Annotated in this window: 15 protein-coding genes; 10 read left to right on the forward strand and 5 right to left on the reverse strand. The window is 53.3% G+C overall.

Annotated elements, in window-relative coordinates; genetic code table 11:
- Positions 1-152 precede the first annotated feature (152 nt).
- The 6 genes from FF011L_RS04360 (at position 153) to FF011L_RS26735 (ending at position 9,538) form a co-directional block, all read left to right on the forward strand.
- Positions 153-800 (forward strand): RNA polymerase sigma factor, encoded by a 648-nt coding sequence (locus FF011L_RS04360; protein WP_145354953.1) that lies wholly within the window; start codon positions 153-155, stop codon positions 798-800.
- A 255-nt stretch (positions 801-1,055) separates the two neighbouring features.
- Positions 1,056-1,619 carry a hypothetical protein gene (locus tag FF011L_RS04365; protein WP_145350455.1) on the forward strand — a complete coding sequence of 188 codons (564 nt, stop codon included), beginning with the start codon at positions 1,056-1,058 and terminating at the stop codon, positions 1,617-1,619.
- A gap of 155 nt (positions 1,620-1,774) precedes the next feature.
- Entirely contained in the window at positions 1,775-3,958 is a 2,184-nt protein-coding gene (locus FF011L_RS04370; RefSeq protein WP_391560910.1) for an efflux RND transporter periplasmic adaptor subunit, read from the forward strand.
- Positions 3,951-4,496 carry a four helix bundle protein gene (locus tag FF011L_RS04375; protein ID WP_145350457.1) on the forward strand — a complete coding sequence of 182 codons (546 nt, stop codon included), beginning with the start codon at positions 3,951-3,953 and terminating at the stop codon, positions 4,494-4,496. The genes FF011L_RS04370 and FF011L_RS04375 overlap by 8 nt, the downstream gene beginning before the upstream one ends.
- Positions 4,489-8,196, forward strand: a complete 3,708-nt coding sequence (locus FF011L_RS04380; RefSeq protein WP_145350459.1) for an efflux RND transporter permease subunit — start codon at positions 4,489-4,491, stop codon at positions 8,194-8,196. Before FF011L_RS04375 ends, FF011L_RS04380 begins: the two co-directional genes overlap by 8 nt.
- 190 nt (positions 8,197-8,386) lie before the next feature.
- Entirely contained in the window at positions 8,387-9,538 is a 1,152-nt protein-coding gene (locus FF011L_RS26735) for a hypothetical protein (RefSeq protein ID WP_246109733.1), read from the forward strand.
- A 392-nt stretch (positions 9,539-9,930) separates the two neighbouring features.
- On the opposite strand, the gene FF011L_RS26160 is transcribed toward FF011L_RS26735, so the two are convergent.
- Positions 9,931-10,299: a hypothetical protein gene (locus FF011L_RS26160; protein ID WP_218933003.1), complete on the reverse strand. Its 369-nt coding sequence runs from the start codon at positions 10,297-10,299 to the stop codon at positions 9,931-9,933.
- A gap of 387 nt (positions 10,300-10,686) precedes the next feature.
- On the opposite strand from FF011L_RS26160, the gene FF011L_RS26740 reads away from it, so the two are divergent.
- The 3 genes from FF011L_RS26740 (at position 10,687) to FF011L_RS04410 (ending at position 15,413) form a co-directional block, all read left to right on the forward strand.
- On the forward strand, positions 10,687-13,554 hold the full coding sequence (locus FF011L_RS26740; protein WP_246109734.1) for a sulfatase-like hydrolase/transferase: 2,868 nt from the start codon (positions 10,687-10,689) through the stop codon (positions 13,552-13,554).
- Positions 13,555-13,836: 282 nt separating this feature from the next.
- A complete protein-coding gene (locus FF011L_RS04405) occupies positions 13,837-14,484 on the forward strand; it encodes a hypothetical protein (protein ID WP_246109735.1) in 648 nt (215 codons plus the stop codon).
- Positions 14,485-14,597: 113 nt separating this feature from the next.
- On the forward strand, positions 14,598-15,413 hold the full coding sequence (locus FF011L_RS04410) for an EcsC family protein (RefSeq protein WP_145350461.1): 816 nt from the start codon (positions 14,598-14,600) through the stop codon (positions 15,411-15,413).
- 46 nt (positions 15,414-15,459) lie between these two features.
- Here FF011L_RS04410 and FF011L_RS04415 read toward each other — a convergent pair whose 3' ends face one another.
- Positions 15,460-16,317, reverse strand: coding sequence for an IS3 family transposase (locus FF011L_RS04415; protein WP_246109931.1), 858 nt, complete (start codon positions 16,315-16,317; stop codon positions 15,460-15,462).
- A gap of 5 nt (positions 16,318-16,322) precedes the next feature.
- The gene (locus tag FF011L_RS26745) at positions 16,323-16,607 is read right to left on the reverse strand and encodes a transposase (protein WP_246109524.1); all 285 of its coding nucleotides are present in this window, start codon (positions 16,605-16,607) and stop codon (positions 16,323-16,325) included.
- A 524-nt stretch (positions 16,608-17,131) separates the two neighbouring features.
- On the opposite strand from FF011L_RS26745, the gene FF011L_RS04425 reads away from it, so the two are divergent.
- Entirely contained in the window at positions 17,132-19,561 is a 2,430-nt protein-coding gene (locus FF011L_RS04425; protein ID WP_145350465.1) for a hypothetical protein, read from the forward strand.
- A 252-nt stretch (positions 19,562-19,813) separates the two neighbouring features.
- Here FF011L_RS04425 and FF011L_RS04430 read toward each other — a convergent pair whose 3' ends face one another.
- Both FF011L_RS04430 and FF011L_RS04435 read right to left on the reverse strand, forming a co-directional pair.
- Entirely contained in the window at positions 19,814-20,833 is a 1,020-nt protein-coding gene (locus FF011L_RS04430; RefSeq protein WP_218933004.1) for a hypothetical protein, read from the reverse strand.
- A gap of 352 nt (positions 20,834-21,185) precedes the next feature.
- A complete protein-coding gene (locus FF011L_RS04435) occupies positions 21,186-24,059 on the reverse strand; it encodes a c-type cytochrome domain-containing protein (RefSeq protein ID WP_218933005.1) in 2,874 nt (957 codons plus the stop codon).
- Between the last annotated feature and the right edge of the window lie 36 nt (positions 24,060-24,095).

The following is a 24,095-nucleotide window of genomic DNA, read 5'->3' on the forward strand; positions in this document are numbered from 1 at the left end:
AGCTCCCAGCTCCCGGCTCCCGGCTCCCGACTCCCAGCTCCCAGCTCCCAGCTCCCGGTTCCCGGCTCCCGGCTCCCGGCTCCCGACTCCCGACTCCCAACTCCCAACTCCCAACTCCTCGGGTATTGCTTAGAACGGTGGCGATGGCGTTTATGGATGATGAGTCTTCTTTTGATTTAATTGACGACCCGACGGTACTAGCTGGTGCGGTTGGCGATCGCCGTGCGCTCCGTGAGATCTATGAAGCGACTTCGGATCGAGTCTTTGGCTTGATGGTCCGCATGGTCGGCATTCAAGATGCAGAAGACCTGACACAGCATGTCTTCGTGCATGCGTTTTCTAAACTCCATCAATTCAGCGGTGAGGCAAAGTTCGAGACTTGGCTGTACCGATTGGCGACCAACGAGGCCCTGCAGTATCTGCGCCGTGAGAAGCGTCGGCGAACGAGTGAGTTGGTCGTCGAGCCAACAACCCAGCAACCGGATCTTGTCGTGCAAGAGGAACGAGCCAGCCAAGTTCACCAAGCACTAGCCGCCCTCGATCCCGAACTCCGTGCCATCTTCATACTCAAGGAGGAGAACCAACTCTCCTACCAAGAAATCGCAGCAACCCTCAAAATCCCCGAAGGAACCGTAGGGTCAAGATTGAATCGAGCAAGAAGGGAGTTGAAGCGGTTGTTGGGAGACGCGGAGACAGGGAGACAGGGAGACAGGGAGACAGGGAGACAGGGAGACAGGGAGACAGGGAGACAGGGAGACAGGGAGACAGGGAGACAGGGAGTGAAGGGAGTGAAGGAGTGAAGGAGAGAAGGAGAGAAGGAGAGGATGTGCTGAGGAAGGTTTGAGATTGAGGGTGGTTGCCCGGTGAGGTTGCTTTTGTTCAAGGCTCCCAACTCCCAACTCCCAACTCCTTGTCTCCTTGTCTCCTTGTCTCCTTGTCTCCTTGTCTCCTTGTCTCCTTGTCTCCTTGTCTCCTTGTCTCGCTAACTCCATGGCGTTGGAAAGGCTTGTAGTTACAATAGAGAAATCACGGGTATTCCTTTTGGAAAGATTGTTGTGAGTATTTTCCCTTCTATTCGTACTGCTGTTAGCATTTGTCTGATCGCTGCTTTGGTGATTCAGCCGATGGCGATGCTGGCTGCGCAGGGGATGTGTGATCGGGGGGCTGCTGGAGTTTGCTGTGCGTCTGATGCTGCTTGCACTGGCTGCAAGTGCTGCGACGTGGGGGGCGAAGGCTCTCTTCGTGGGTGCTGCGGGGATAGTGAAGCGGCTGCCGATGGTTGTGGCACGCCGCTGAAAACTCGATGGGCGGTGGGTGACTCCTGCGGAGAATTTACTGCTGCCTTGTCGGAGCCACCGGCGAGTGACGATGATGCGTTGATGCCTGAATCGGATGCTGTGTCGGCTTGTATGTGTGGCATTCGTTCCGAGCCCGCTGCGCCGTTGCCTCATCGTGCTCCCGAACTGTTGGTTCGCAGTCTTGTGGTCATCGCTTACTTGGATCATGTCGACACGTCTGGCGATTCTTCGATTCGACCAGACCGTGCCACGTCTCGATTGCCTATCGGCGATATCTCGCCACATTTCTCACAGCGAGTTCTGTGCATCTGGCGGATCTGATCCCGTCATCTTAGGAGCTCTGCGCGCTCGCAGGTCTTCACTCTCAAATTGGTTTTCAAGCAAGTGACGCTGCGCGCTCATTTGGTTCAAAGCTATTCCAATTGAAACCATGCCCGGATCGGCACCAATAGGTGCTGGTCGTTGTGAGAACAATCATGAATCAAGATAAATCAAAAACGCCCGATGGCGGAGTGGGGGAGAGGGGAGTGGAGGAGTTGGGAGTGGAGGAGAGGGGGAGACAAGGAGACAAGGAGTTGGGAGCAGTTGTGGACGAAGGTCTCTCCGTTTCTCACCCTGCTCCCACCTCCCCTGCTCCCAGCTCCCTTACTCCCACCTCCCCTACTCCCATCTCAAACTCCGCGTCACGACGTTGGCTGGTGCGTACTGTTTCGCAGGCGGGGGCGGTTGTGGTTGCGGCGGCGTTGATCTTTTTTTTGCTGGGCGTTGCACAGCGGACGGAGTGGCTGACTGCTGGTGGTCAGAGTGAGACAGTCGCTGCTGAGGGTGGCGAGGCGAAGCGTTACATATGTCCCATGATGTGTACGCCACCGACGACGGAGCCAGGTCGTTGTCCTGTTTGTGCTATGGAGTTGGTCGAAGCGACCGGCGGTGGAGGCGGCGACGGGATCTCGGTCACGATAGAACCCTCCGCTCGACGTTTGGTCGGTATTCAAACCGCGATGTCCAAGACGGGCGAGGTTAATCGAACCATTCGCACAATCGGCTCGATCGATTTCGATGAAAGCCGGCTCTCGACCATCAGCGCTTACTTCGACGGCCGCTTGGAAAAAATGTACGCCAACTACGCGGGCGTGAAAGTTAACGAAGGGGATGACTTGGCGCTGATCTACAGCCCTCAGATCTACACCGCGCAAGCCGAATTTGTTGCCAGTATGAACAGCGATGGCAAAATCGGACGTTTCCAAATTTCCGGCGGTGATCTCCATGAAATGGCTGGCGAGAAACTGACCGAATTGGGGATGACGCAAGGCCAGATTGATGAACTCGCGAAGTCCGGCAAGCCGGTGTCGCGGATTCGCATCAAGTCGCCTCAAAGTGGAACCGTGATCGAAAAATCAGCGTTCGAGGGGGACTATGTGACAACCGGCAGCAAACTGTATCGCGTTGCCGATCTAAGTACCGTGTGGCTGATGCTGGACCTGTTTCCCGACGACGCATCCGCGGTTCGATTTGGTCAACAAGTCGAAGCCGAGATTCAATCCGCGCCGGGGGAAGTCTTTACCGGACGAGTTGCCTTTATCGATCCGGTAGTGAATCCAACGACCCGGACCGTTCGTGTTCGAGTCGAGATATTGAACTTTGATGGTAAGTTGCGGCCGGGTGATTACGCCACCGCTCGAGTCACCGTTCCTGCGATCCCGATGGCGAAGGTCTATGACCCGGCGCTTGCAAACAAATTCATCAGCCCCATGCATCCTCAAGTTATTCGAGACGAGGCGGGAGACTGTCCTTTGTGTGATATGGCGCTGGTGCCGACTTCGCAGCTTGGGTTTTCGTCCGATCCGTTGCCAGCTCAGCAGGTCGTAACGGTCCCACGTGATGCGGTTTTGCTTGCCGGCGAGAATAGTGTGATCTACGTCGAAACCGAACCGGGACGTTTCGAGATTCGCCGAGTCACTATTGGTCCGATGAACCGAACCGAAGCGGTGATCGTCGAAGGTTTGTCCGCGGGCGAGAAGGTGGCGACAGGAGGCAATTTCTTGATCGATTCGCAAATGCAATTGGCCGGCAATCCGTCGTTGCTCGATCCTTCCAAAGCCCCCTCGTATCCCCCGGGGCCGCTTGAAACTCCCGAATCCAATCCGGTCACGCTGACAAGCGATACCGGCGATTTGGTGGACCGGACCTACGACGCCTACTTTGAAATTCAACGAGCGATGGCGGCTGACCAAACACCACCTCCAGTAGCGCTGAGCGGACTGATCGAAGGACTTCGTGAACTGGAAACATCTGCCCACGTTCCCGATGAAGCTCAGCGCAGGTACGCCGCTGCAAGGCGGTCCGCAAGAGGAATGGAAGGCTCGTTGGAAGCCGCAAGAGCATCTTACCGCAGCGTCAGTCACGCACTGTTGCAAGCCGCCGTGGTTGCTCGAGGCCCCAAGACGGCCGCGAACCTAACGCACTACTACTGCCCAATGGTTCCCGGCGGAGGAGGGGATTGGATGCAGCCAGGGGGAGAGTTGGCGAACCCGTATTGGGGCGCTGAGATGCTGAGGTGCGGGGAGGTTGTGGGGGAGTTGGGAAGACAAGGAGACACGGAGAGGGGGAGAGTGGGAGTCGTTGAAGATGGATTAAACGGAGAAGAATCTAATGAGTGACCGGATCTACAGTCATCGAGACTTAATCGTCTATCAAAAATCATTTTCAGCAGGAAAGCGGATTTTTGAATTGTCGAAATCATTCCCACGCGAGGAAATGTTTGCATTGACTGATCAAATGCGACGTTCGTCTCGGAGTGTCAGTGCCAATATCGCTGAAGCTTGGCGAAAGCGACGTTACGTAAAGCACTTCGCCAGCACGCTAAATATCGCTGAGGGGGAGGCAGCCGAGACCCAAGTGTGGATCGAATACGCAGCTGCCCATGGCTATCTTGATCAGCAAACGGCCAAGCAAGCAAATGAATTCTACGACGAAATCTTACGGATGATCGTTTCGATGATTGTCGCTCCGGAAAAGTGGTGCGTCGGTAAAGGAGGCAGCGGAAGGAACCGTGAGAACGATGAGCTTAAGACGAAGGAAGAGCTGTCTGTGTATTCCAGTGTAGAAGCTCCGCTCATCGATCAATCAGAACTGCTCTCCCTGTCTCCCCCTCTCCGTGTCTCCTTGTCTGATGATTTTGAGGATGAAAATGCTTAACCTCCTCATCCGCTTCTGCGTTAAAGAACCCTGGCTGGTCGTGATGGTTGCGATCGCGTTGAGTGTTGCTGGTTGGTTTAGCTTTCGTGCTATACCGATTGATGCGATTCCTAATATTGGTGAGAACCAAGTCATTGTCCTGACGCCTTGGCCTGGACGGTCGCCCAAAGATATCGAAGACCAGGTGACTTATCCGCTTAGCGTTTCGTTGCTGGCGGTACCGGGGGCCGAGTCGGTGCGCGGCAAGAGTATGTTTGGATACAGCTTTGTGCAGGTGACCTTCAAAGATGATATTGATTTTTACTGGGCACGCAGCCGAGTCTCTGAGCAACTCGGGTCGGCCGCGTCCCAGTTGCCCGAAGGAGTTGTTCCCCAGTTGGGGCCGGATGCAACCGGACTTGGCCAGGTCTACTACTACACGCTACAGCCTCCGGAAGAGGGGATGGGTTTGGCGGAACTTCGAAGTCTGCAAGATTTTGTGGTTAAGTATGAACTGCAGGCGGTCGAAGGCGTCAGCGAAGTCGCGTCGATTGGCGGTTACGTTCGTCAATATCAGATCGAAGTCGATCCTGACAAACTTCGCTTTCACGAGATTTCTCTCGCTAAGTTGGCGCTGGCGATTGATGGATCGAACTTGGATGTCGGTGCCAAGACCGTCGAATCCACCGGCATGGAGTTTATCGTCCGCAGCAAAGGTTTTCTTGGCTCGGACAGAGGTGAAGAAGCCAATCAAAATCCTTTGAGTGAATCGCCCCGTGGCCCGCCTCAATCGACGAACCTTGACCCCGCTATCGTGGTTGAGGACATCGAGGATGCGGTCATCATCCAACGTGACGGTGTTGCTGTTCGTATCCGCGATGTCGCAAGGGTGCAGATCGGTCCCGATTTCCGTCGAGGTGCGTTGGACTACAACGGAGCCGAAGCGGTTGGTGGTGTGGTCGTAATGCGATATGGCGAAAATCCACGTGTCGTGATCGATCGAGTCAAAGCGAAGATCGCCGCGATCACTCCATCGCTCCAAGGGGTGAAGATTCACGGCGTTTATGATCGTAGTGGTCTGATCGATGAAACGATGGCCACACTAACGCACGCGTTGCGTGATGAGATCATTATCACGGCGATCATCATTCTGTTGTTCTTGTTGCACATCCGCAGCAGCTTTGTCGTCGCGGTTTGTTTGCCAGCAGCGGTGCTGATGTCGTTTATCGCGATGCGAGTGGTGGGCGTTGGAGCGAACATCATGTCGCTCGCTGGGATTGCGATCGCGATCGGAACAATGGTCGATATGGCGATTATTGTTTCCGAAAATATTTATCAGCACTTGTCGGACTGGGAGTCGAAGCGTGGAGGGAAAGAGTCGGGAGTGGGAGAGTCGGGGGTAAGGGAGCCAGGAGTTGGAGGGGGGGGTAAAGCAACAAATTTGGTGGATCCGAATGATGTTTCCACTTCCCGTTCACAGGTTGTTTACAACGCAACGGTTGAGGTCGCTCCGGCCGTTTTGACTGCGGTGGCCACGACGATCGTTAGTTTCTTGCCGGTCTTCTTTTTGACGGGGCGAGACTACAAGCTGTTTTCGCCATTGGCTTACACCAAAACGTTTGCGATTGCTGCGGCGATGATCGCCGCGGTCACGATTGTGCCAGCCTTGTGCCGATTGATGCTGCGGAGTTCCGTACGGCGGAAGCGGACCGCGTTGATCGCGGGAATCTCGTTGGCTGGATTGCTTGGATTCGCTTCGCATTTTATGTGGGGATCGCGACTCGCCGATCGTTTTGGAATCGAAACTTGGATCGTCACCCAGTTTGCCGCGGCGATTGGGTTTGTGGGAGGCTGGCAGCTGATGCGAGAGCGGATTCGCCCGATTGAAGAAATCCCTTCCAGCCGATTTGTGCGTTGGATTTATGCGGCTCGGCTGCGGCATGCGCTGAATCACAAAGCAGTCGCCCTGTCGTTTCCGCTGGTGCTGTTGGTGATCGGTGTGGGCGCTTATGTCGGAATGCCAACTGTGCTGCGTCCCGTCGAAAAACTCGCCAACGTCTTCGGAGCCGAACTGAATGACTTTCCTGGATATGTGGACGCGAAACATGTCTTCACCGGTTTGCAGAGCGATGACTGGATTGCTCTGGATGAAGGAAGCTGGTTCTACATGCCGACGCTCTACCCGGCAGCAAGTTTCTCGCAAGCGATGCAGATATTGCAGACGCAGGACGTGCTGATTGGCCAGATTCCCGAAGTCAAAGATGTGCTCGGCAAGATTGGTCGCGTCGAATCGGCACTCGACCCAGCTCCGGCGGCGATGATTGAAACCTACGTGATGTTGAAGCCCGAAAGTGAGTGGAGAGAGGGCGTTACCGCACGCGACGTGTGGGATGAAATCAACCGGGTCGCGACCTTGCCCGGCGTCACTCCCGCATCGGCTTTACAACCGATCGAAGGCCGAGTCGTGATGTTGCAATCGGGCATCAAGGCTCCGATGGCCATTCGTATCTACGGTGACAAACTGGATGCGCTTGCCGATGCGGCGATGGATGTCGCAACGGAATTAAGGAAATCGCCACTGATCAATGCTGGTACGGTCAATCCCGATATCGTGCTGGGAAAACCGTACGTTGAATTCACTGTCGATCGTGAGGCCGCCTCACGTTACGGGATGAATGCTTCGATGGTCAACCAAGTCATCGAAACGGCGCTCGGTGGAATGAATTTGATCAAGACCGTCGAAGGCCGCGAAAGGTATCCGGTACGGCTTCGATACAGTCGTGACCTGCGGGAACAGATCGATGGGCTGAAACGCCTACCAGTGGTCACGCAATCGGGGGCCGTTGTCCCATTGGAAGAACTTGCCAAGCTGGAAACGACCTGGGGCCCCGGAGCGATCAATAGCGAGAACGGTCGGCTGGTCGCACACGTCGCCTTCATGACCAGTGGTCTGAAAGGGGATTTGGAATCTGTCGCAGCAATCGAAGAGCAATTGCGTGTGGCGCAGCTAGGAAGTGGCCGAGAAAACCAAACCGGAGCCGAAAAAAAATCACGCACTCCCCTGCTCCGCGACGCCTCGATGCCTGTCTCCCCTACTCTGGACCTGCCGGCTGGATATTCGCTCGAGGCGGTAGGAAGTTTCCGCAATCAAATCGAAGCAAACCGGCGACTGATGTGGATCATTCCTGTAGTTATCTGTATCAACTTGTTATTGATCTACCTCGAGTTTCGCAACTTCTCCATTTCGTTGGCAGTCTTCTCTGGGATCCCCGTTGCCTTCGCCGGTGGCATGATCGCGGTTGCGACGATGGATGTCGAATTAAACACGGCGGTTTGGGTTGGCTTCATTGCGTTGTTTGGGTTGGCGGTCGACGACGGCGTGGTGATGGCAACGTACATCCATCAGTTACTAAAAAAGCGGAAGATAGAAACGATCGAAGATATTCGCAGTACGGTCTACGAAGCGGGCTTAAAACGCATTCGTCCCTGCATGATGACAACCGTCACGACGCTAGCAGCATTGGTTCCCGTATTGCTCGCAACAGGACGCGGAGCCGATGTGGCGCGAGCAATGGCCATCCCGGTGTTCGGAGGCATGCTGGCCGAACCATTTACCTCCTTCATAGTACCAACCCTCTACAGCGGTTACCTAGAACTGAAAATGCGCTTCGGATTCCAAGATGAACTTTTCGAAAAAAACAATGAAGGAGTGAAGGAGTGAAGGAGTGAAGGAGTGAAGGAGTGAAGGAGAATTGCTGGGAACGGTGCGATCGTGTGCGTGGTCGACTCCCGACTCCCGACTCCCGACTCCCAACTCCCAACTCCTTGTCTCCTTGTCTCCTTGTCTTGTGAAGAATTCTTGTGCTGATGCATCTAACGTACTGTCCATTACCTTGAAAGGAAGTTCTCTTATGAAACGTTTACTTGTTGCTACTGCTTGTTTGTTTGCGATGTTTGCTTCGACGAGTGTTGCTCAGACTTTGCAGTCGCGGTCCGGGCACGCTGTTCAGAATGATGAAGCGTCGGCTCTAGAGGCGGCACGCGTTGGGGCACGTGGAGGCAGTTTGAAGCAGGTTGGTGACTTGCAGATCGAAACGATTGTTTCTCAAGGGGGGCTGCAGATGTTCGTCTATGACGGGGCGGGCCAGCAGATTGCCGTTGATAAGGGACGTGGAGCCGTTTCGGTTCGCGTCGAGGGGAACGCGAAACGCTATCGCTACGATTTGCTTCCTGACGGTAAAGGAGCATTGACGGCGCCGGTGAATCTGTCGCAGGTCGCCGGTCGGCAAATCGATGTCGCCGTCCAGTTGGTTGGCCTGGATGCTTTCCACGGTTCGATTGTCGATTTCAATGAGGTCGCAACCGTTCCGGTTAGCGAACAACAATTGGTTGCAGCTGCGATTGCGAGGCAAAAGATCTGTCCTGTCAGTGGAAAACCACTCGGCAGTATGGGCGATCCGCTCGCGCTGGATGTAAATGGGCAGAAACTATTCGTCTGCTGTGCCGGATGTGTTAACGCTGTTCATTCCGATCCCACCAAGTATGCTGCCGGTCGCCCGCAAATCACGGTCTCGACTGCGACGCAAGACGATGCCGCCGCAATCGCTGCCCAAAAAGTTTGTCCCGTCATGGATGAACCGCTTGGCGGAATGGGGACTCCCGTGAAGATGATGGTTGGCGAAAAAACCATTTTTCTTTGCTGCAAAGGATGTATTAAGAAAGTGCAAGCCGAGCCCGCAAAGTACGTGGCAATGCTGTATGGAAGTCAAGAAAAGAGTGAAGGAGTTGGGGGTGAAGGAGCAATGGTGCCAGCAGGTACCGAGCAGGTTCGTGAAGGCATCTTCAAAGTCAACGCGTTCGATGCCCCATTCATCGCCGCACAAAAGAAGTGCCCCGTGATGGACGAGCCTCTAGAGGCAATGGGCGGCCCCTACAAAGTGAACGCCGCTGGCAAAGCAATCTATATCTGCTGCCCCGGATGTGCCAAGAAAATCGCCGCGGACCCGGAGCGGTATGTAGCCGCCCTAAAGTCTCAAGGCGTGGAAGCACCGGTGATTGAGTGAAGGGGGCAGGGAGACAAGGAGACAAGGAGACAAGGAGACAAGGAGTGAAGGAGTGAAGGAGTGAAGGAGTGAAGGAGTGAAGGAGTGAAGGAGTGAAGGAGTGAAGGAGTGAAGGAGTGAAGGAGTGAAGGAGTGAAGGAGTGAAGGAGTGAAAATAAGTTGCTGGGAACGGTTTGATTGTGAGCGTGGTCGACTCCCTGCTCCCAACTCCTTGTCTCCCAACTCCCAGCTCCCAACTCCCAGCTCCCAGCTCCCAACTCCCAGCTCCCAGCTCCCAACTCCCAGCTCCCGCTACCAGCTCCCGCTACCAGCTCCCGCTACCAGCTCCCGCTACCAGCTCCCGCTACCAGTGCTCTTAAGGTTGTCTGTTGGTTTTGGATGTGTCCTTGAAACTACTTGTCTTTGGGTAGGTGGGCTCGTAGTGATTTGATTAATTTCAGAATGTCGTCGTGGGAGTTTTCTGGAGCGGAAATGACCAAAGATGCTGTCTTGGCGTAGGGAACCATTATCGATTTCCCGCCGAAAAACTTCCATTCCGGCGGTGATACGCTCAACCGGATTAGTTGCATGAGGAGACTCGGATTGAATGTCTTGTCCTTGTTCCAGACTGGAAGATCTTCAACTCTGTAAGTCTTAATTAGATGGCGATTTCCTGGTAACTCACCTGCCGCATCGAAAACCGCAACTTGCGGTTCGTCGGCGCCCGTGGTGTGTGCCACTGCAAAAAATGAACAGGCAAGCAAGATCGTTATGTATCGCATCGTGGAACCCCGAGCGGAAGAATTGGGTGAGTTGCTTCTAGTTTACCGGGGGGGCTAAAACCTTGGAATATGAATTTGCTTTGGGTGAGCCACATGAACGCTACACCCTCGGTGTTGTGAGGGGGGGAATACCGGTCCGTCCAAGCGATACCTCTGAACACCGATCTGTTGCGGGCTCACCCATTGCCCTTCCTTCGTTCGAGTGGCCGTTCGTCGACGGATAGATGTGACGCCATGCTTTGGCGATCGCCAAAGGAGTTGGCACGTGTGAAAATGCAAATCCTGGGCGATACGGCTCCATTGAGACGGCTCCTGGAGTAAAATCTAATTCCTTGCAGTCCTCTGCCAGGCTTGTCTAGCTGCTTCTCCTTTTCGCCGATATTCACTATGAAACCTGTTTTTGCGGTCTTGGTAGCTTTCTTTTTGTTGGTACCGTCCGTTGGACGGACCGCCGAGAGGGACGTATCTGCCAAACCGAACGTCCTGTTTATTGCGGTGGACGATCTAAATGATTGGGTCGGGTGCATGGAGGGCAACCCCGATGCACAGTCTCCGAACATCGACCGGTTTGCTAGTCGCAGCGTGCTGTTCAACAACGCTCACTGCCAAGTTGGTTTATGCAATGCGTCGCGCAGTTCCGCCATGACGGGGCTCTACGCATCAACGACCGGCATTTATGGGAACACCACAAAGCCCGCAACGGAGGCGTATCGAAACGCACAGCAGATGCCTGTTTGGTTTCGTGAGAACGGATATCGAGCCATGTGCATGGGAAAGATCTATCACAATGATCATGGCAAGAAGGCGTACTGGGACGAGATCGGTCCGAAGACTCTTCGCTGGGGGCCTGAACCTCCGGAGGGTCGGCAGTTCACGAAACGTTTCGGTAAGAAGGCCTCCGATTCACTCGCTTGGGCGGCGCTTGATATTCCTGTAGGCGAGATGCCTGACGAACAGATCGCGACTTGGGGGAAATCTCAGCTAGACAAGAAGTACGACAAACCATTCTTTTTGGCGTTGGGTTTTTACAAGCCGCATACGCCGCTGACGGCTCCGAAACGGTACTTCGATCTATTTGATCGCGAGCAACTGACAATGCCTCCTGTTTTGGAAAACGATTTGGATGATGTTCCGGAAATCGGGCGGCGGTGGGTGCTCGACCGTCAGGAACTGATCGCGGAGGATGCGGTTAAGCAGTACAGCCCAACCTATCGACGTGAACTGGTGCATGCTTATCACGCTTGTGTTGCTTTGACAGATGATTGTGTTGGCCAGGTCCTCAGGCATTTGGAACAAAGCGAGTATGCCGATAACACGATCGTTGTGTTGTGGTCGGATCACGGGTGGCACCTAGGGGAAAAGCACCACTGGCGGAAGTGGATGCCTTGGGAGGAATCGACTCGTAGTTTAGTGGCGGTTCATGTTCCTGGTGGGAAAGGGAACGGCAGTGTCTGTACTCAGACCATCGGCTTGATCGATATCTATCCGACACTTGCAGAATTGTGCGATTTGCCTGCACCAAAGGAACTGGAAGGACTCAGCTTTCGAGAGTTGTTGGAGGATCCTGAAACCTCGTGGGAACGGCCCGCTCTTACCTCCACAAAAGCGGGGAACCATACCGTTCGCTCGCAACGATGGCGATACATCCGGTACGCCGATGGTAGTGAGGAGTTATACGATCACGAGAACGATCCAAATGAATGGACGAATATTGCCTCGAACCCCGATCTGCAAAATGTCAAAACGGAACATGCCAAGTGGATCGACCAATTAACCGCAGGTGAAAAAATACGCGGCACAGATACCGAAAAAACTCCCGCTTCGAAAAAGTCTAAGGCAAAGGGCTCGACTAAGTCGCCAGGAAAATCCAAAGCATCGGGTGCGATCAAGGGCAAGGCGATAAAAACATCGAAACCAGACGAGATGCCTAATGTGATTCTGATCATGAGTGACGACCAGGGCTGGGGCGATGTCGGATTCAATGGCAATAAGGACTTGAAGACTCCGAACCTGGATGCGATGGCGGCCGGAGGAGTTCGGTTCGACAGGTTTTATGCCGCCGCCCCGCTCTGTTCGCCAACTCGAGGCAGTTGTTTGACAGGACGCTATCCGTTCCGGTTTGGGATCTTGGCTGCCCATACCGGAGGAATGCGAGTCGGTGAGATCACGATCGCTGAAATGTTGAAGAAGCGGGACTACCAAACAGGTTTCTTCGGAAAATGGCACATGGGCTGGGTAAAGCCTGAGGATGCCGGTTCACGCGGTTTCTTTTCACCGCCCGATCAACATGGATTTGACGAATATTTCGCGACCACCAGTGCGGTTCCGACATGGAACCCAACGGTGACTCCGGAGGGTTGGTCCAGCTGGGGCGCCAAGCCTGGTGATCCCTGGAAAGGTGGGGCTCCCTATGTTCAAAACGGCAAAGAAGTTACCGAGAATATGGAAGGAGACGATAGCCGGGTGATCATGGATCGCGTCATCCCGTTTGTCGAAGCCAATAAGGATTCTCCCTTTTTTGCCACGGTCTGGTTCCATGCACCACATGAACCTGTGGTTGCCGGCGAAGAGTATCGCAAGCAGTATTCAAAATTTGGGAAGGCTCGACAGAACTTATATGGCTGCATCACTGCGATGGACGAACAGATTGGACGTCTGCGAGAAAAATTGCGAGAATTGAAGATCGAAGAATCCACGCTCCTCGTGTTCTGTAGTGACAATGGGCCAGCCGATGACTTGACGCGAAAAGGTGTCGCTTCGGCAGGGCCATTCAAGGGACACAAACATACGATGTACCAGGGCGGACTACTGGTTCCTGCATGCATCGAGTGGCCAGGGACGGTGCCGAGCGGGCAAGCGACCAGTGTACGCTGTTCGACGATCGATTTTTTCCCCACCATCGCTAACCTTGTTGGATATCAGTTTTCTGAAAAAGATCAGCGACCGATAGACGGAGTCGATTTGATGCCTGTGATCAAAGGAGACATTCACGAGCGAGGTTCCGACCTTTTCTTCGGCTACCGACGACTTCACCAAGGGATCGATGGAAAGGCTCTTATTTCGGGTGATTGGAAATTGATGCAAGAAGCAAAGAAGAATGGAAAAGTCCATCTATACGATCTCAAGAAAGACCCGTATGAACAGGTTGACCTTGTTGAGACAATGCCGGATCAAGCCAATCGGTTGTTAGAACGGCTGAAAGAATTGGAAGCAAGTTGCCAACGTAGTCGCGATGGAGCTGACTATCGCTACTAGAAGAAATGGTTGGCGAATGTGCCAGACTTGCATGCGAGCATCGGAGCGCCGTCTGCGTTGGCGTGTTTCGATTGTCGCGGAGCCGAAATAAGGAAGGTGTGATCGCTGGTCTGCAGGCGAGTTGAGAAGCCTGATCCTGGCACGTATTTCAGGCCCTCTGAAACATCGCATTATTCGCCATGATCTGGCGCATTCTGGAAGCGGCAACAGTCTCTGGCTGCCTATGGCTCAGACGCGCTGAGCCATCTGGTTCTTTCAGGTCCGTTTCTAATAAGGCTGAATATGTCCAAGATTTCGCTTCCCGTGAAATACGGATACACCCTTTTCGCTATCGTTCTCGCGGTCTACTACTGGCGCGAGTACGGGCCGACGAACTTCTTGTATTTCTGTGATGTTGCGTTGTTCTTGGTGGTTGCCGCGGTCTGGACGGAGAAATCGATCTATGCGTCGTTGGCTGCCGTCGGGATTTCGCTCCCTCAATTATTCTGGCAGCTTGATTTCATGAGTTCGCTTGTTGGGTTTCCGGTGGTGGGGATGACCGCCTATATGTTTGATGAACAGATTTCGTTATTTGCCAGAGGTTTGTCTTTCTTTCATTTCTGGTTGCCGATGCTGGTCTGGTTCTTGGTTTGGCGATTGGGATACGACCGACGCGCGCTCGTTGGCTGGACGGTGATCGCATGGGGCCTGATGTTGGTTTCCTATTTTCTTCTTCCAGCACCGGGGGATCCGCTCGCGTTTCCAAATCAGCCTCACAATGTAAATTACGTGTATGGGTTAAGTGACTCGGCACCGCAGGCGTGGATGCCCGCGTCCGCGTGGCTTAGCATGCTGCTTGTCGGTCTGCCTCTGCTATTCTATTTTCCGACACATTTGTTGCTCTCTTGGCTGGACAGCAAGCGTCCAGTTGTTATCGGTATGGAAATTTAGGCAGCCAAACGGTTTCGTTCACGCCATTTGCGGTGTGTTGGAACATAAATTGCATTCCCTGGTGTATTCGCTTGCATGTCCGTTTCAATTGTCTGGTACTTAAAAGAACTTCTATGAGCAATGAACTAATCGATCGTGAACTTCCTGAAGAAGCACGAGTTGAATTGAAGGAGGCAAAACTGGTTCTTGAGCATCATGGAATCGCGGACCGGCTGACCGAGTTAATAGGGACTCCGATTACGGCTTCACTAAAACTGTTACCTGATGTGGCTGAAAACGCGGTCTATTCAGCGATCGACAAATCGTTGAACGTGGCGATGGATGTTGCGTTAAAAACACTTGGTGAGGATTCGCTTAAAACGGCAAAGCCACGGTTGTTGACTCATAAATTCTTAGCAGGCCTGTCTGGGGCAGCAGGCGGTGCTTTTGGGGGAATGACGTTTGCCGCAGAATTGCCCGTTTCGACGGTTTTGATTCTTCGCAGCGTTGCGGATATTGCCCGTAGTGAAGGAGAGGATCTAACGAACATCGAATCGCGACTTGCTTGCCTGCAGGTCTTCGCGCTCGATCCTGGGAAATCGACCGAAATTGACGATGACACAGAAATTGGCTATTTCGCGGTTCGAGCCGCAATGGCAACGCAGATTCGGGATGCTTCGCAGTACCTCCTGAAAAATGGAGTTGCCGATTCAACGGCACCCCCATTGGTCCGATTGGTTGCTCAGATAAGCAAACGATTCGGTGTCGTAGTGAGCGAAAAAATTGCAGCCCAAGCCATTCCGGTAATCGGGGCCATTGGAGGAGCACTTATCAATAGCTACTTCATCGATCATTACCAGGATTTGGCGCGAGCCCATTTTTGCATCCGGCGACTGGAGCGAAACTACGGAGAAGCATTGGTGCGAGAAACCTATGGTCGCCTGAAGTAAATTGAGGTGGTGCCGGTTTTGGGGGCCACCGGGAAGCTTGCGCCGCTCATGCGGCGGCTTCGTACTGTGTCGGCGTGAGGTAGCCGAGAGATGAATGTCGGCGATCGGTGTTGTAGTACTGGATGTACTCAGTCAACTCGCGTTTTGCGATCGCCATACTCAGGTATTCGGCCATACCCATTTCAGTCTTGAGAGTTCCGAAGCATGATTCCATAAATGCATTGTCGTAGCAGTCGCCCGCACGACTCATGCTCTGTCGCATTGATGCACGAGAGAGAATTCCACGATACCGCTTTCCTGCATATTGGCCACCACGGTCAGTGTGGTGAATCAATCCTGCCGAAGGCTGCACAGCTCGAATCGATCGCTGAAGAGCTGTCACAGCGAGTTGTTCAGTCATGTCATCGCGGAAATCCCATCCAACAATCCGGCGTGAATAGCGATCCATCAGCGTGGCAAGATATCCAAAACCAATACCATCGACGGGAATGTACGTAATGTCGCCTACCCAAAGTTGACCAAAGGTGGTCGGTTCTAGCAGATCCAGCAAAAGGTTAGGACTGTACCCAAGCCGATGTCGACTTTCGGTGGTTCGCGGCTTAAACGATTTCGGCTGAATCGCGCGAAGTCCTGCATCTTCCATGAGTTTTGACACTCTGCGACGGCCGCAATGAATGTCCATTGTCTTCAGTTCCTCAACGATTCGACGGCTGCCATAGCGGCGTTTATGCTTTCGGAAGACCGCAGTGACGATCGGCAGTAACGCGGCATCAGACTCATCGCGCTCCGAGCCTCCGGAACGCTGCCAGGCTTGAAAGGAAGACCGATTGAGCGATAGGAAATCACAGACCTCTCGCTCGGATGCTATCTGCAGCTGGACAATCGACGCGGCAGCGGGATAGATTTCGGCTACTCGTTGCGGCCGAAAATGATTAACGCTTTTTTTAAGACGTCGCGCTCCCGCTCGACGCGACGCAACTGATTCTCCAGCTCTTTGACCCGATCATCCATCGCGTCGGCCACCGGGCCTGCGGCTGTCAACTGCTGCTGTTTCCACCGACGGACGATGGTTGGGCAGGTAATGCCCAGACGTTCTGCCACCGACTTTGCGGAGTGCCCATCGAGGAGCATTTGAACTGCCTCTCGCTTAAAGTCTTCATCGTAAACCCGTCGCGTTTTTGCTTTCTTGGCCATCCATGATCCCCAGGAGCTTGTGGTTGATAGTCATACCAAATTTTTAGCTTCCTGGTGGCCCCCAAAACCGGCACCACCTCAAATTGCTGTCGCATTTCGAAGACTATCTTTGTTTGATCGTTCCAAGAGGCGAGCATGTTCAGGCAATGTTAGCGTGCCGTTGGTGCTTTCGCGTGTCCAGCCGTTGTTGTTAAGGCTCTCCGATATTCCGTCCCCAAGCTAGCTGTTGGTGATGCGTCGCCTGTCTTCGATGTCGATAAAACTCTGTTAAACTAACGGCTCGGCAACTATAATCTTCTGCACTGTGGGTGCCGGTTCGGCGACATCGAAATCCAGCCTTTCGGTCTGGTTGGCTGAGAATTTTGTCGATCGCATCGCTTTGGCGATTCTCCATCGCGTTGCCCAATTTCCTCCCACCTCCCACCTCCCACCTCCCACCTCCCACCTCCCACCTTCCACCTCCCACCTCCCACTCTCTCCCCACCTCAAAAGTCAGTTGGCAACTGGCGATCTAAGGACATCCAATGCGTTCGACGAATTCAAGTATCAACGAAAAGCAATCTATTCAGCGTCGGCGAGTGATCGGTTTGCTGGGGCTAGGTGGGCTTGCGTTTGCGCATGGGGCGAGTGTTGAGGCACAGGATCGTGGTGCGAGTGCTGCTTCTGTTCAGCGTGAAGCCAGAGTTTATCCAACAGTTGCTGCGATGGCCGGAGATTCGACTTTGGCAGTTGGGGTCGTTGTTCGTACGCTGGGATACGCGAGTGCTGGTGATGGCGGAGAGGCTTCTTATGTCGTCGTGAAAGCAGACGCGAAAGATCCCGTCGACGAGACCACAAAGATTTCGATTCGCAAAGGTCTGGTGGCCGAACTGTTACCGGGCAGTTCCGTCAATTACCGCATGTTCGGGGTGAAAAGTGATGGTAAGAGCGACGATGGGGTGCAGATCAAGCAGGCTCATGAATTCGCTAGAGAACATGGTTTGCCGATCATCCAACGGGAAGGGGAATTCTGGATCGTTCGGACGAATCAAATACCCATCACTACCAACGTTGAATGGGGGAACACGATCTTCCACATCAACGAGAAATACAACGACAAGCGTAAGCCTCGATTTCGTGTTTCAAGCTTGTTGCCTGCCAAGTCAATAAAGTTGGATGAAGCGGCCAAGAAATCTTTTCTGGAAAAACTTGGGCCGGGAGTCCAGGTTATCTCGGAGATGGCTCCCTATAAAAACTGTCTTATCAGTATCGCCGATTCGGGGGATCAGATTGGGTTTCGCGCAGGCGATCGTTACAAAGGGCAATCGTGGGATCGTGAAGAACTTTTCTACGTGGAAGAAGACGGACGGATCGTAGGCGACATCGCTTGGGAATTTACGAACTATACAACTTTGACGGCGACTCCCTGCAACGACAGTTTTTTGATCGTGGACGGAGGTGGGTTTTATCTGTCAGGCGATAATCCAGGTACGAAATACACCTCGTATTATTCGAATGGATTCCGAATTGAGCGGAGTCGGACCAAGATTCAAAATCAGTGGGTTGGCTTAGAGCCTGGGCACCGCGATACCTCGATGGAACCGCGTTCAGGTTTTTATACGCTCAGTCGTGTCTTCAATTCGACACTGGAGAATATTCGTCTGATCCCTTGGGAGCAAAACCGCAAGGATCCTGCGAAAAAGGTTGGTGCAGGCACTTACGGGATTAGCGGAAATCGTTTACTGAACTGCACCTTTCGCAATATCACAGCCGAAGGGAGTTATTTGCACTGGGGAGTTTTTGGCACAAACATCAACAAGAACTTTCGTATTGAGAACTGTCGCCTGAATCGAATCGATGTGCATTTTCATTGTTGGAATCTGACGATTAAGGATTCGGAAGTTGGTCTGCGAGGGATTTCGGTGACCGGGGGGGGCGATTTAACGATTGAGAATACCGTTCAGCATGGCAATACGTTTGTCAACTTCCGCTCAGACTTCGGAGCCAAATGGGACGGCAACATCCGCATTCGAAATTGCAAGCTAGCGCCCGCTAGTGACCGTTCCGTCACTATTTTGAGTAGTCGCCCTGCGCAGTTTGGTTTCGGCTATCCGATCGGCTGCGGACGCACGATCGACATTCAAAACTTTCAGATTGACTTTCAGCGATTCCCTGCGTCAACGGCTCCGGTTTGGTTAATGTCGGTCGCCAAGTTCTCAAAAACCAAGGACGATTCAAGGCACTTTTTTGCGCATCATCTTTCGGCACGCAACATAACGGTCTCGGGGCGACAGCAAGGGATTCGGCTGGTCGATATCCCCGCTCCCTATCATTACGATTTGGGAGCGAAGGAAGGCGGCTATGATGGTCAGCAATTGACGACCAATTGCCAAATGATTTTCGAGGATATTCAGTTAGAGGCACTTCCGCCTTCCAAGCCGAATGATCCGGCATTCGCTCATTTACGGATCGGGGACAAGGGGAGCATTGCGTATCAAGACAGCAAGGCACTCTATCCACACATTCGAGTCACTAACTGCCCAAACCTGAGTGTCTATTTGGGCGGCAGTGCCGCCAATCTATCGGTCACTGACAGTGCCATCGATCGCTGTACAGCGGACGTAGACGGTCCTCTACGCGGCAGTCTAAGTTTCTTGAACTGCCGGTTTGCTCCCAACCTTACGGAAGGCACCGAGCGGATTTATGCACTCGAGTCTGAATTGGGGACGCATCTAACAAACTGCACGGTTCATGCTCCTCGAACAGCGGGAACTCTAACGCCCGAGCAAGCCGACCGTCTTGATTTCGTGCAGGTCAACAAACGCGTGCGGTACTACCAGCTGAACACAGCGCTCGGGAACGACTTGCTGAAGTTTTATGAATCGCAGCAGATAAAGCTCCTTCCGCAATTCGTAGCCATGCTAAAGAGCCACCACGCATTAGAGTCCGAAGAAGTTCAAAAGGAAAATAAATAGGGACAGACTACGGGCGCGTGGGCTTAGGTCCAGGACAGACTACGGTCGGGGGAGAGGTTCGTGTTTGCTAGCCTTTTTTTCGGGGGATGTTTGCCCTTTGGGGGCGTTCGGGTTTGCTTGTTTTGATGGCTGAGAAGGCCTTTGGGGGCTTGTTTGGGGCTTGTTTGAGAGGGATGGGCGCACCGGTACCGATCAAAGGCCCTTTTCTTGACTTTTGTGATGCGGTTTTGGCTGAAGGCGACCGTGACTAGGTCAGAATGCGCACCATGTATTGTCGATGGGGATCGATTCCGCATCGGCTTCTTGACGCCGTTGGATCGCGGTGCGCGTTTGAAGGTCGACGGGCGATGCGTAGCGACGCCCCATTTGGGCGTGGCGGTCGGTTAGTTCTTCGATGTTGACGGGCGTCTTCCCCAGCTTCATTGGATGCCGGAACATGTTCGCCGGTAGACGGTCCGAAGCCTGAAGTTCCGGACGAGACTGGATGGCTAGATGCCATAACAGTTCTTGATAGGCTTCTAGCTTCATCGGGAGGCACCCTAGTTGCTCGCTCAACTCTTCACGTTTCCGTACTCGCTTCTTGACCTCGGCGGCCGTTAGCGTGTTAGTGACAAGAACTTGCTTGCCGTCGACCTCCCCTTCTAACTCAAGCGGTGCTAACCACGATTCCAGGTCGGCTGCTTCATCATTGAGTGTTGTCAGGCGTTCGCTGATCGAAACTTCCGCAAAATCATCCAATGCATCGGCCAGACCAGCTCGTAGCGGGTTTAAATCGACGTACAACATTCCAGCCAGAATCTCTTCTTCTGTCGGTAAACGATTCATCTTGAAGCGATTGCCGAATAGATGACCTGTCACTTCGTCTTCTTTGTTGCAACGCCGGGAAAGTGTTTGACACATCTGCCGAACAAACCACGAAATGTTCGAAAGCCGCTCCCGAAGCTCTTCGACGGACTCAGGGTTGTTGACGATCTTAGCGATCTCCGCTTCGGTGATCTCGCCGCCGTTCTTGTTTCGGCTCTTGGCACGCGATGTGACCGAAAGCCAGCGAATGGCAATCTCGCGTGGCGTCAATTTTGCCGCCAAATCCGGTCGGTTGCGCAAGATGGCATGCCAGTGATTCGACAAGACGCTATAGGCCAGAACATCGATGCAAAAGTAGCAAGCAAGCAACGCCATCCGGTCCCGATACCAGCCCCGGCGATGCGAGTAATCTCGCTCTGAAATCGGGTCGATTCCGAATAAGTAAGTTCTGCGAGTGGTTTGGTTCATGGCATGATAGACGCCTATCTCTTTTGCCTTGAACACTTCACTTCGATTTGCATTGCACATCATATCTACCCCATGCATGAGAAAAGAGTGACTCAACTCGATTTCTCGATCCTACCGCTGTCGGGGGAGAGGGTCAACTCGCGAACCAAATTGGATGTCGCTGATTCGCTAAGATTTCCGTAATGCTAGCATGCCCGTTGACGATCGTTTAGCTCGCTTGCACCGGTGATACGAGCCCTTGCGATCGCAAATTTCCTTGCGTGTGCATGCTGCCTCCTGCTGCGATCTGGCACCTGCCGTGATATGCATGGTCCCTTCGGAGGGACTGGATAGTTGAGGTGCCGAAGTTCGGCTATCGCGGTTGGACGTGCAGCTTAATAGGTAGACTGGTGATCCCACCGTCCAGTTCGGCTTTTAAATAAAAGAGACGCATTCCAGGTTTGCTAATGGGATCGGCTGTGATGAAAAACTTGCGTTGTTCCATGCCTTTTAGAAGTAGCAAGCCGTTCAAGCCGATGTTGTCAACATAAACTCCGTGCGTTGCATTGCGTCCTGCTTTCTCTTTCCCAAAGCTTACCTCGGCATCAAAGTCCTTCGCTCGTTCGACTTCGACAATTGCTGACACGGTTTCCCCTGGCGCGATAGTCAATTCGGAAAATTCGCTTGCCTGACCTGAGGCCGATACTGTTTGGTTAAGGCTGATTTTGGGAATGATTCGAGCTGAATCGGCACTCGTCAGGCTTCCTAGTGAGCCGGCGACACGTTCCAACTGAACCCCAGTCCCCCAACCTGTAGCGAAAACTGTGGGTTTCAATTCTGGTGGTAGTTTTATGTCCGCTTCGTCCAGCCAGAGGATGCCGTTGGCACTTTTCTGCCCTGGTTCAACGGTAACCGGAAACGTGCTGTGTACGCCTGCTGGTAAGTCATCGCAGTCAAAAACAACGGCTCCGTCAAAGCCATCATAGCGTTCGACTCGGACGGTAAATTCCCGGCCAGCGCCCCTCAGTAGCGGTTGCTTGATCTCGGTTACCGAGGCGGAAAACGAGGGGCGTGCTGGTCGAATTCGCAATTCATACCGATAGTCGGCTCCCCCTTCAAGCCGCCGATCCGAGATGGCGACTGTAAATAGGCCGTCGGAGGGTGCTCTAAATATCAAACGACTGTTCTTCCCTTCTCGCCGCATTGGATCGTCGTCGTTCTGGTAACCGATTTCGAAAACGGGCAGTCCGTTTGCCAAAGGAGCCTCGTCCGTCGCTAGTGGTTTCACAATGTAGGCGGGCTCTCCGAGCGCATGGGTAACATGCGAAGTTTCAAAGTAAGTCCAGCGGTCGCCTTCTCCGGGATAAACATCGAAGCCTGAATCGGGACCTCGGGGATGCATCCACAAGCGTGTTACTTCACCGTTCGAGTAGAGGTAGTCATCCAGGTGCATACCGTCCCAGCCGAACATTCGAAAATCATTTGATTGGGTACTGCTTTTTCCTCGAAAAGTAAAATAGGATTCGCGTACCGCTTGCAAGCGAACACGGGTAACGATTTTGCCTTCAGAATTTTCGATCTGAATAGTTGGGTCAAGCAATCCGCCTGCAGTGGTCGTGTCTTTTGAGTCGGCCACCGCATCACAATCCACCGCCCACACCTCGCCCGCTTTGGCAGCCCAGCGAAAGCGATCGACTTGTTTGGGGGTATCGATATTTCCGTGAACGATCACGTTTCTCGGTAAGAGTGGAGGCGTCGCTAAGGCACTTGGTTTGGGGTTTTCCGCGACAACGGTTGGAGCCGCAAGGTCTAAGAAAATGGAATCGTGCTTCGGAGCCTCGGACGTCGGTGGATCCGGTTGAGCAAGCGAGGGAATTTCTCTGCGGACCAATGTCCCATCAAAGAGTGTCAAGAAGGCTTCTTTCCCATCCATCGCGACTGCCACATCGCTTGTTGTTGCCCCGAATGGCTGCAAAGTTGCAGCAACATTCCAGTCCGCAATACGCACAATTTTTGCGTTGCCGGATTCGCTGACGACGATCACCCCCTTGCCACCGGGGATGATGGCAATTCCGTTTAGGGAAGCATCATCGATATACCGAGTGGTAATCAGTGGATTTGTGCGGGGTTTGTCAATGGATGTTAACTTCCATGCACGAAACCGATGGTCCGCACTACAAGCAAGGATATATTTTCCGTCCTCGGTAAACGTAACGGCTAACACTTCCCCTTCTGGTTGATTTAATGTGTCGAACCGCTCACCCGTTTCGACATTCCAAACCTTAACCGTCTCGTCTGCCGAGCCACTTACCAACACCTTTCCATCCGGCGAAAAGGCGAGCCCCAGGATGGCTCCGTTGTGTCCCTCTAGACGGTTGACTAACTCTCCTGTGGCGACATCCCAAAGAAGTATCTGTTGGTCGTATCCGGCTGTCGCTAAACGTTGACCGTCCGGCGATAGTTCCGCAGCGTATAATGTGTCACGATGCCCTTGGAACAAGCGTTTCGAAGAGTGAGAAGAATGATCGGTTGCACTGTCGTCGGAGGGCTCCGCTTTACTTGCAGCTAACGCTTCCTCTTGTTTGGAAAGGTCTCCAAGTTCGATGAGAACCGCCAAACCATACTTGCCCGTTAGACCGGACGCGACGACAAGGGTTTTTCCGTCTTTGCTAAAACGAAGCGAATTAATTTTTCCGGGGAAATCCTCCCAGCGATTTAGGATCTCTCCCGAATCGGTTTGCAGCGTGACCGACCCGAACCGAGCGACTGCCAGAAGTTTACCACTTGGCGCGACGGAAACCGCCGTCGCCGGCTGAATGGCTTCGGCGTCCGTCACAATCTTCGGAAACTGCATTGCAGGTGATGCTGATTCTTTGACGCCGTCTTTGGGGCCGATTGCCCCTTGTTCGATCCACTCCGTCAGGATTGCCAGTTCTTCTTCATTGAATCCGTCTTCTTCCGGAGGCATCTTGGGGGCAAGTGTCCCTTTGATCATCAACAGTATGCGACTGCTTTGAGCTGTGCCGGGAGTAATCGCTGGCCCAGAATCGCCGCCTCCCATTAATCCTGCATAACTAGCCAGCACCAGCCCTCCTTCGGGTTCATCCACCGAATGGCACGCAACGCAATGCTTCTCCAAGAGCGGCACGATCTCTGTGGAGAATGCAACGGCTTGCTTTGCTGACACCGATGAAATGGGCAGTCCACAAAGCAACAGCAGCAAGAGCAAAGCAGGCCGTAAGTTCATGTTTGGTATCACTAGCAAAGACGACATTGAGATGAG

It is taken from the genome of Roseimaritima multifibrata, from assembly GCF_007741495.1.
Lineage (GTDB): Bacteria > Planctomycetota > Planctomycetia > Pirellulales > Pirellulaceae > Roseimaritima > Roseimaritima multifibrata.

Excerpts from the sequence above, each read along its gene's own strand:
- FF011L_RS04380 (WP_145350459.1), top strand. The coding sequence starts at position 4,489 with ATGCTTAACCTCCTCATCCGCTTCTGCGTTAAAGAACCCTGGCTGGTC.
- FF011L_RS26735 (WP_246109733.1), top strand. The coding sequence starts at position 8,387 with ATGAAACGTTTACTTGTTGCTACTGCTTGTTTGTTTGCGATGTTTGCT.
- FF011L_RS04430 (WP_218933004.1), bottom strand. The coding sequence starts at position 20,833 with ATGAACCAAACCACTCGCAGAACTTACTTATTCGGAATCGACCCGATT.
- FF011L_RS26740 (WP_246109734.1), top strand. The coding sequence starts at position 10,687 with ATGAAACCTGTTTTTGCGGTCTTGGTAGCTTTCTTTTTGTTGGTACCG.
- FF011L_RS04435 (WP_218933005.1), bottom strand. The coding sequence starts at position 24,059 with ATGAACTTACGGCCTGCTTTGCTCTTGCTGCTGTTGCTTTGTGGACTG.
- FF011L_RS04405 (WP_246109735.1), top strand. The coding sequence starts at position 13,837 with ATGTCCAAGATTTCGCTTCCCGTGAAATACGGATACACCCTTTTCGCT.
- FF011L_RS04370 (WP_391560910.1), top strand. The coding sequence starts at position 1,775 with ATGAATCAAGATAAATCAAAAACGCCCGATGGCGGAGTGGGGGAGAGG.
- FF011L_RS04410 (WP_145350461.1), top strand. The coding sequence starts at position 14,598 with ATGAGCAATGAACTAATCGATCGTGAACTTCCTGAAGAAGCACGAGTT.
- FF011L_RS26745 (WP_246109524.1), bottom strand. The coding sequence starts at position 16,607 with ATGGCCAAGAAAGCAAAAACGCGACGGGTTTACGATGAAGACTTTAAG.
- FF011L_RS04425 (WP_145350465.1), top strand. The coding sequence starts at position 17,132 with ATGCGTTCGACGAATTCAAGTATCAACGAAAAGCAATCTATTCAGCGT.
- FF011L_RS26160 (WP_218933003.1), bottom strand. The coding sequence starts at position 10,299 with ATGCGATACATAACGATCTTGCTTGCCTGTTCATTTTTTGCAGTGGCA.
- FF011L_RS04360 (WP_145354953.1), top strand. The coding sequence starts at position 153 with ATGGATGATGAGTCTTCTTTTGATTTAATTGACGACCCGACGGTACTA.
- FF011L_RS04375 (WP_145350457.1), top strand. The coding sequence starts at position 3,951 with ATGAGTGACCGGATCTACAGTCATCGAGACTTAATCGTCTATCAAAAA.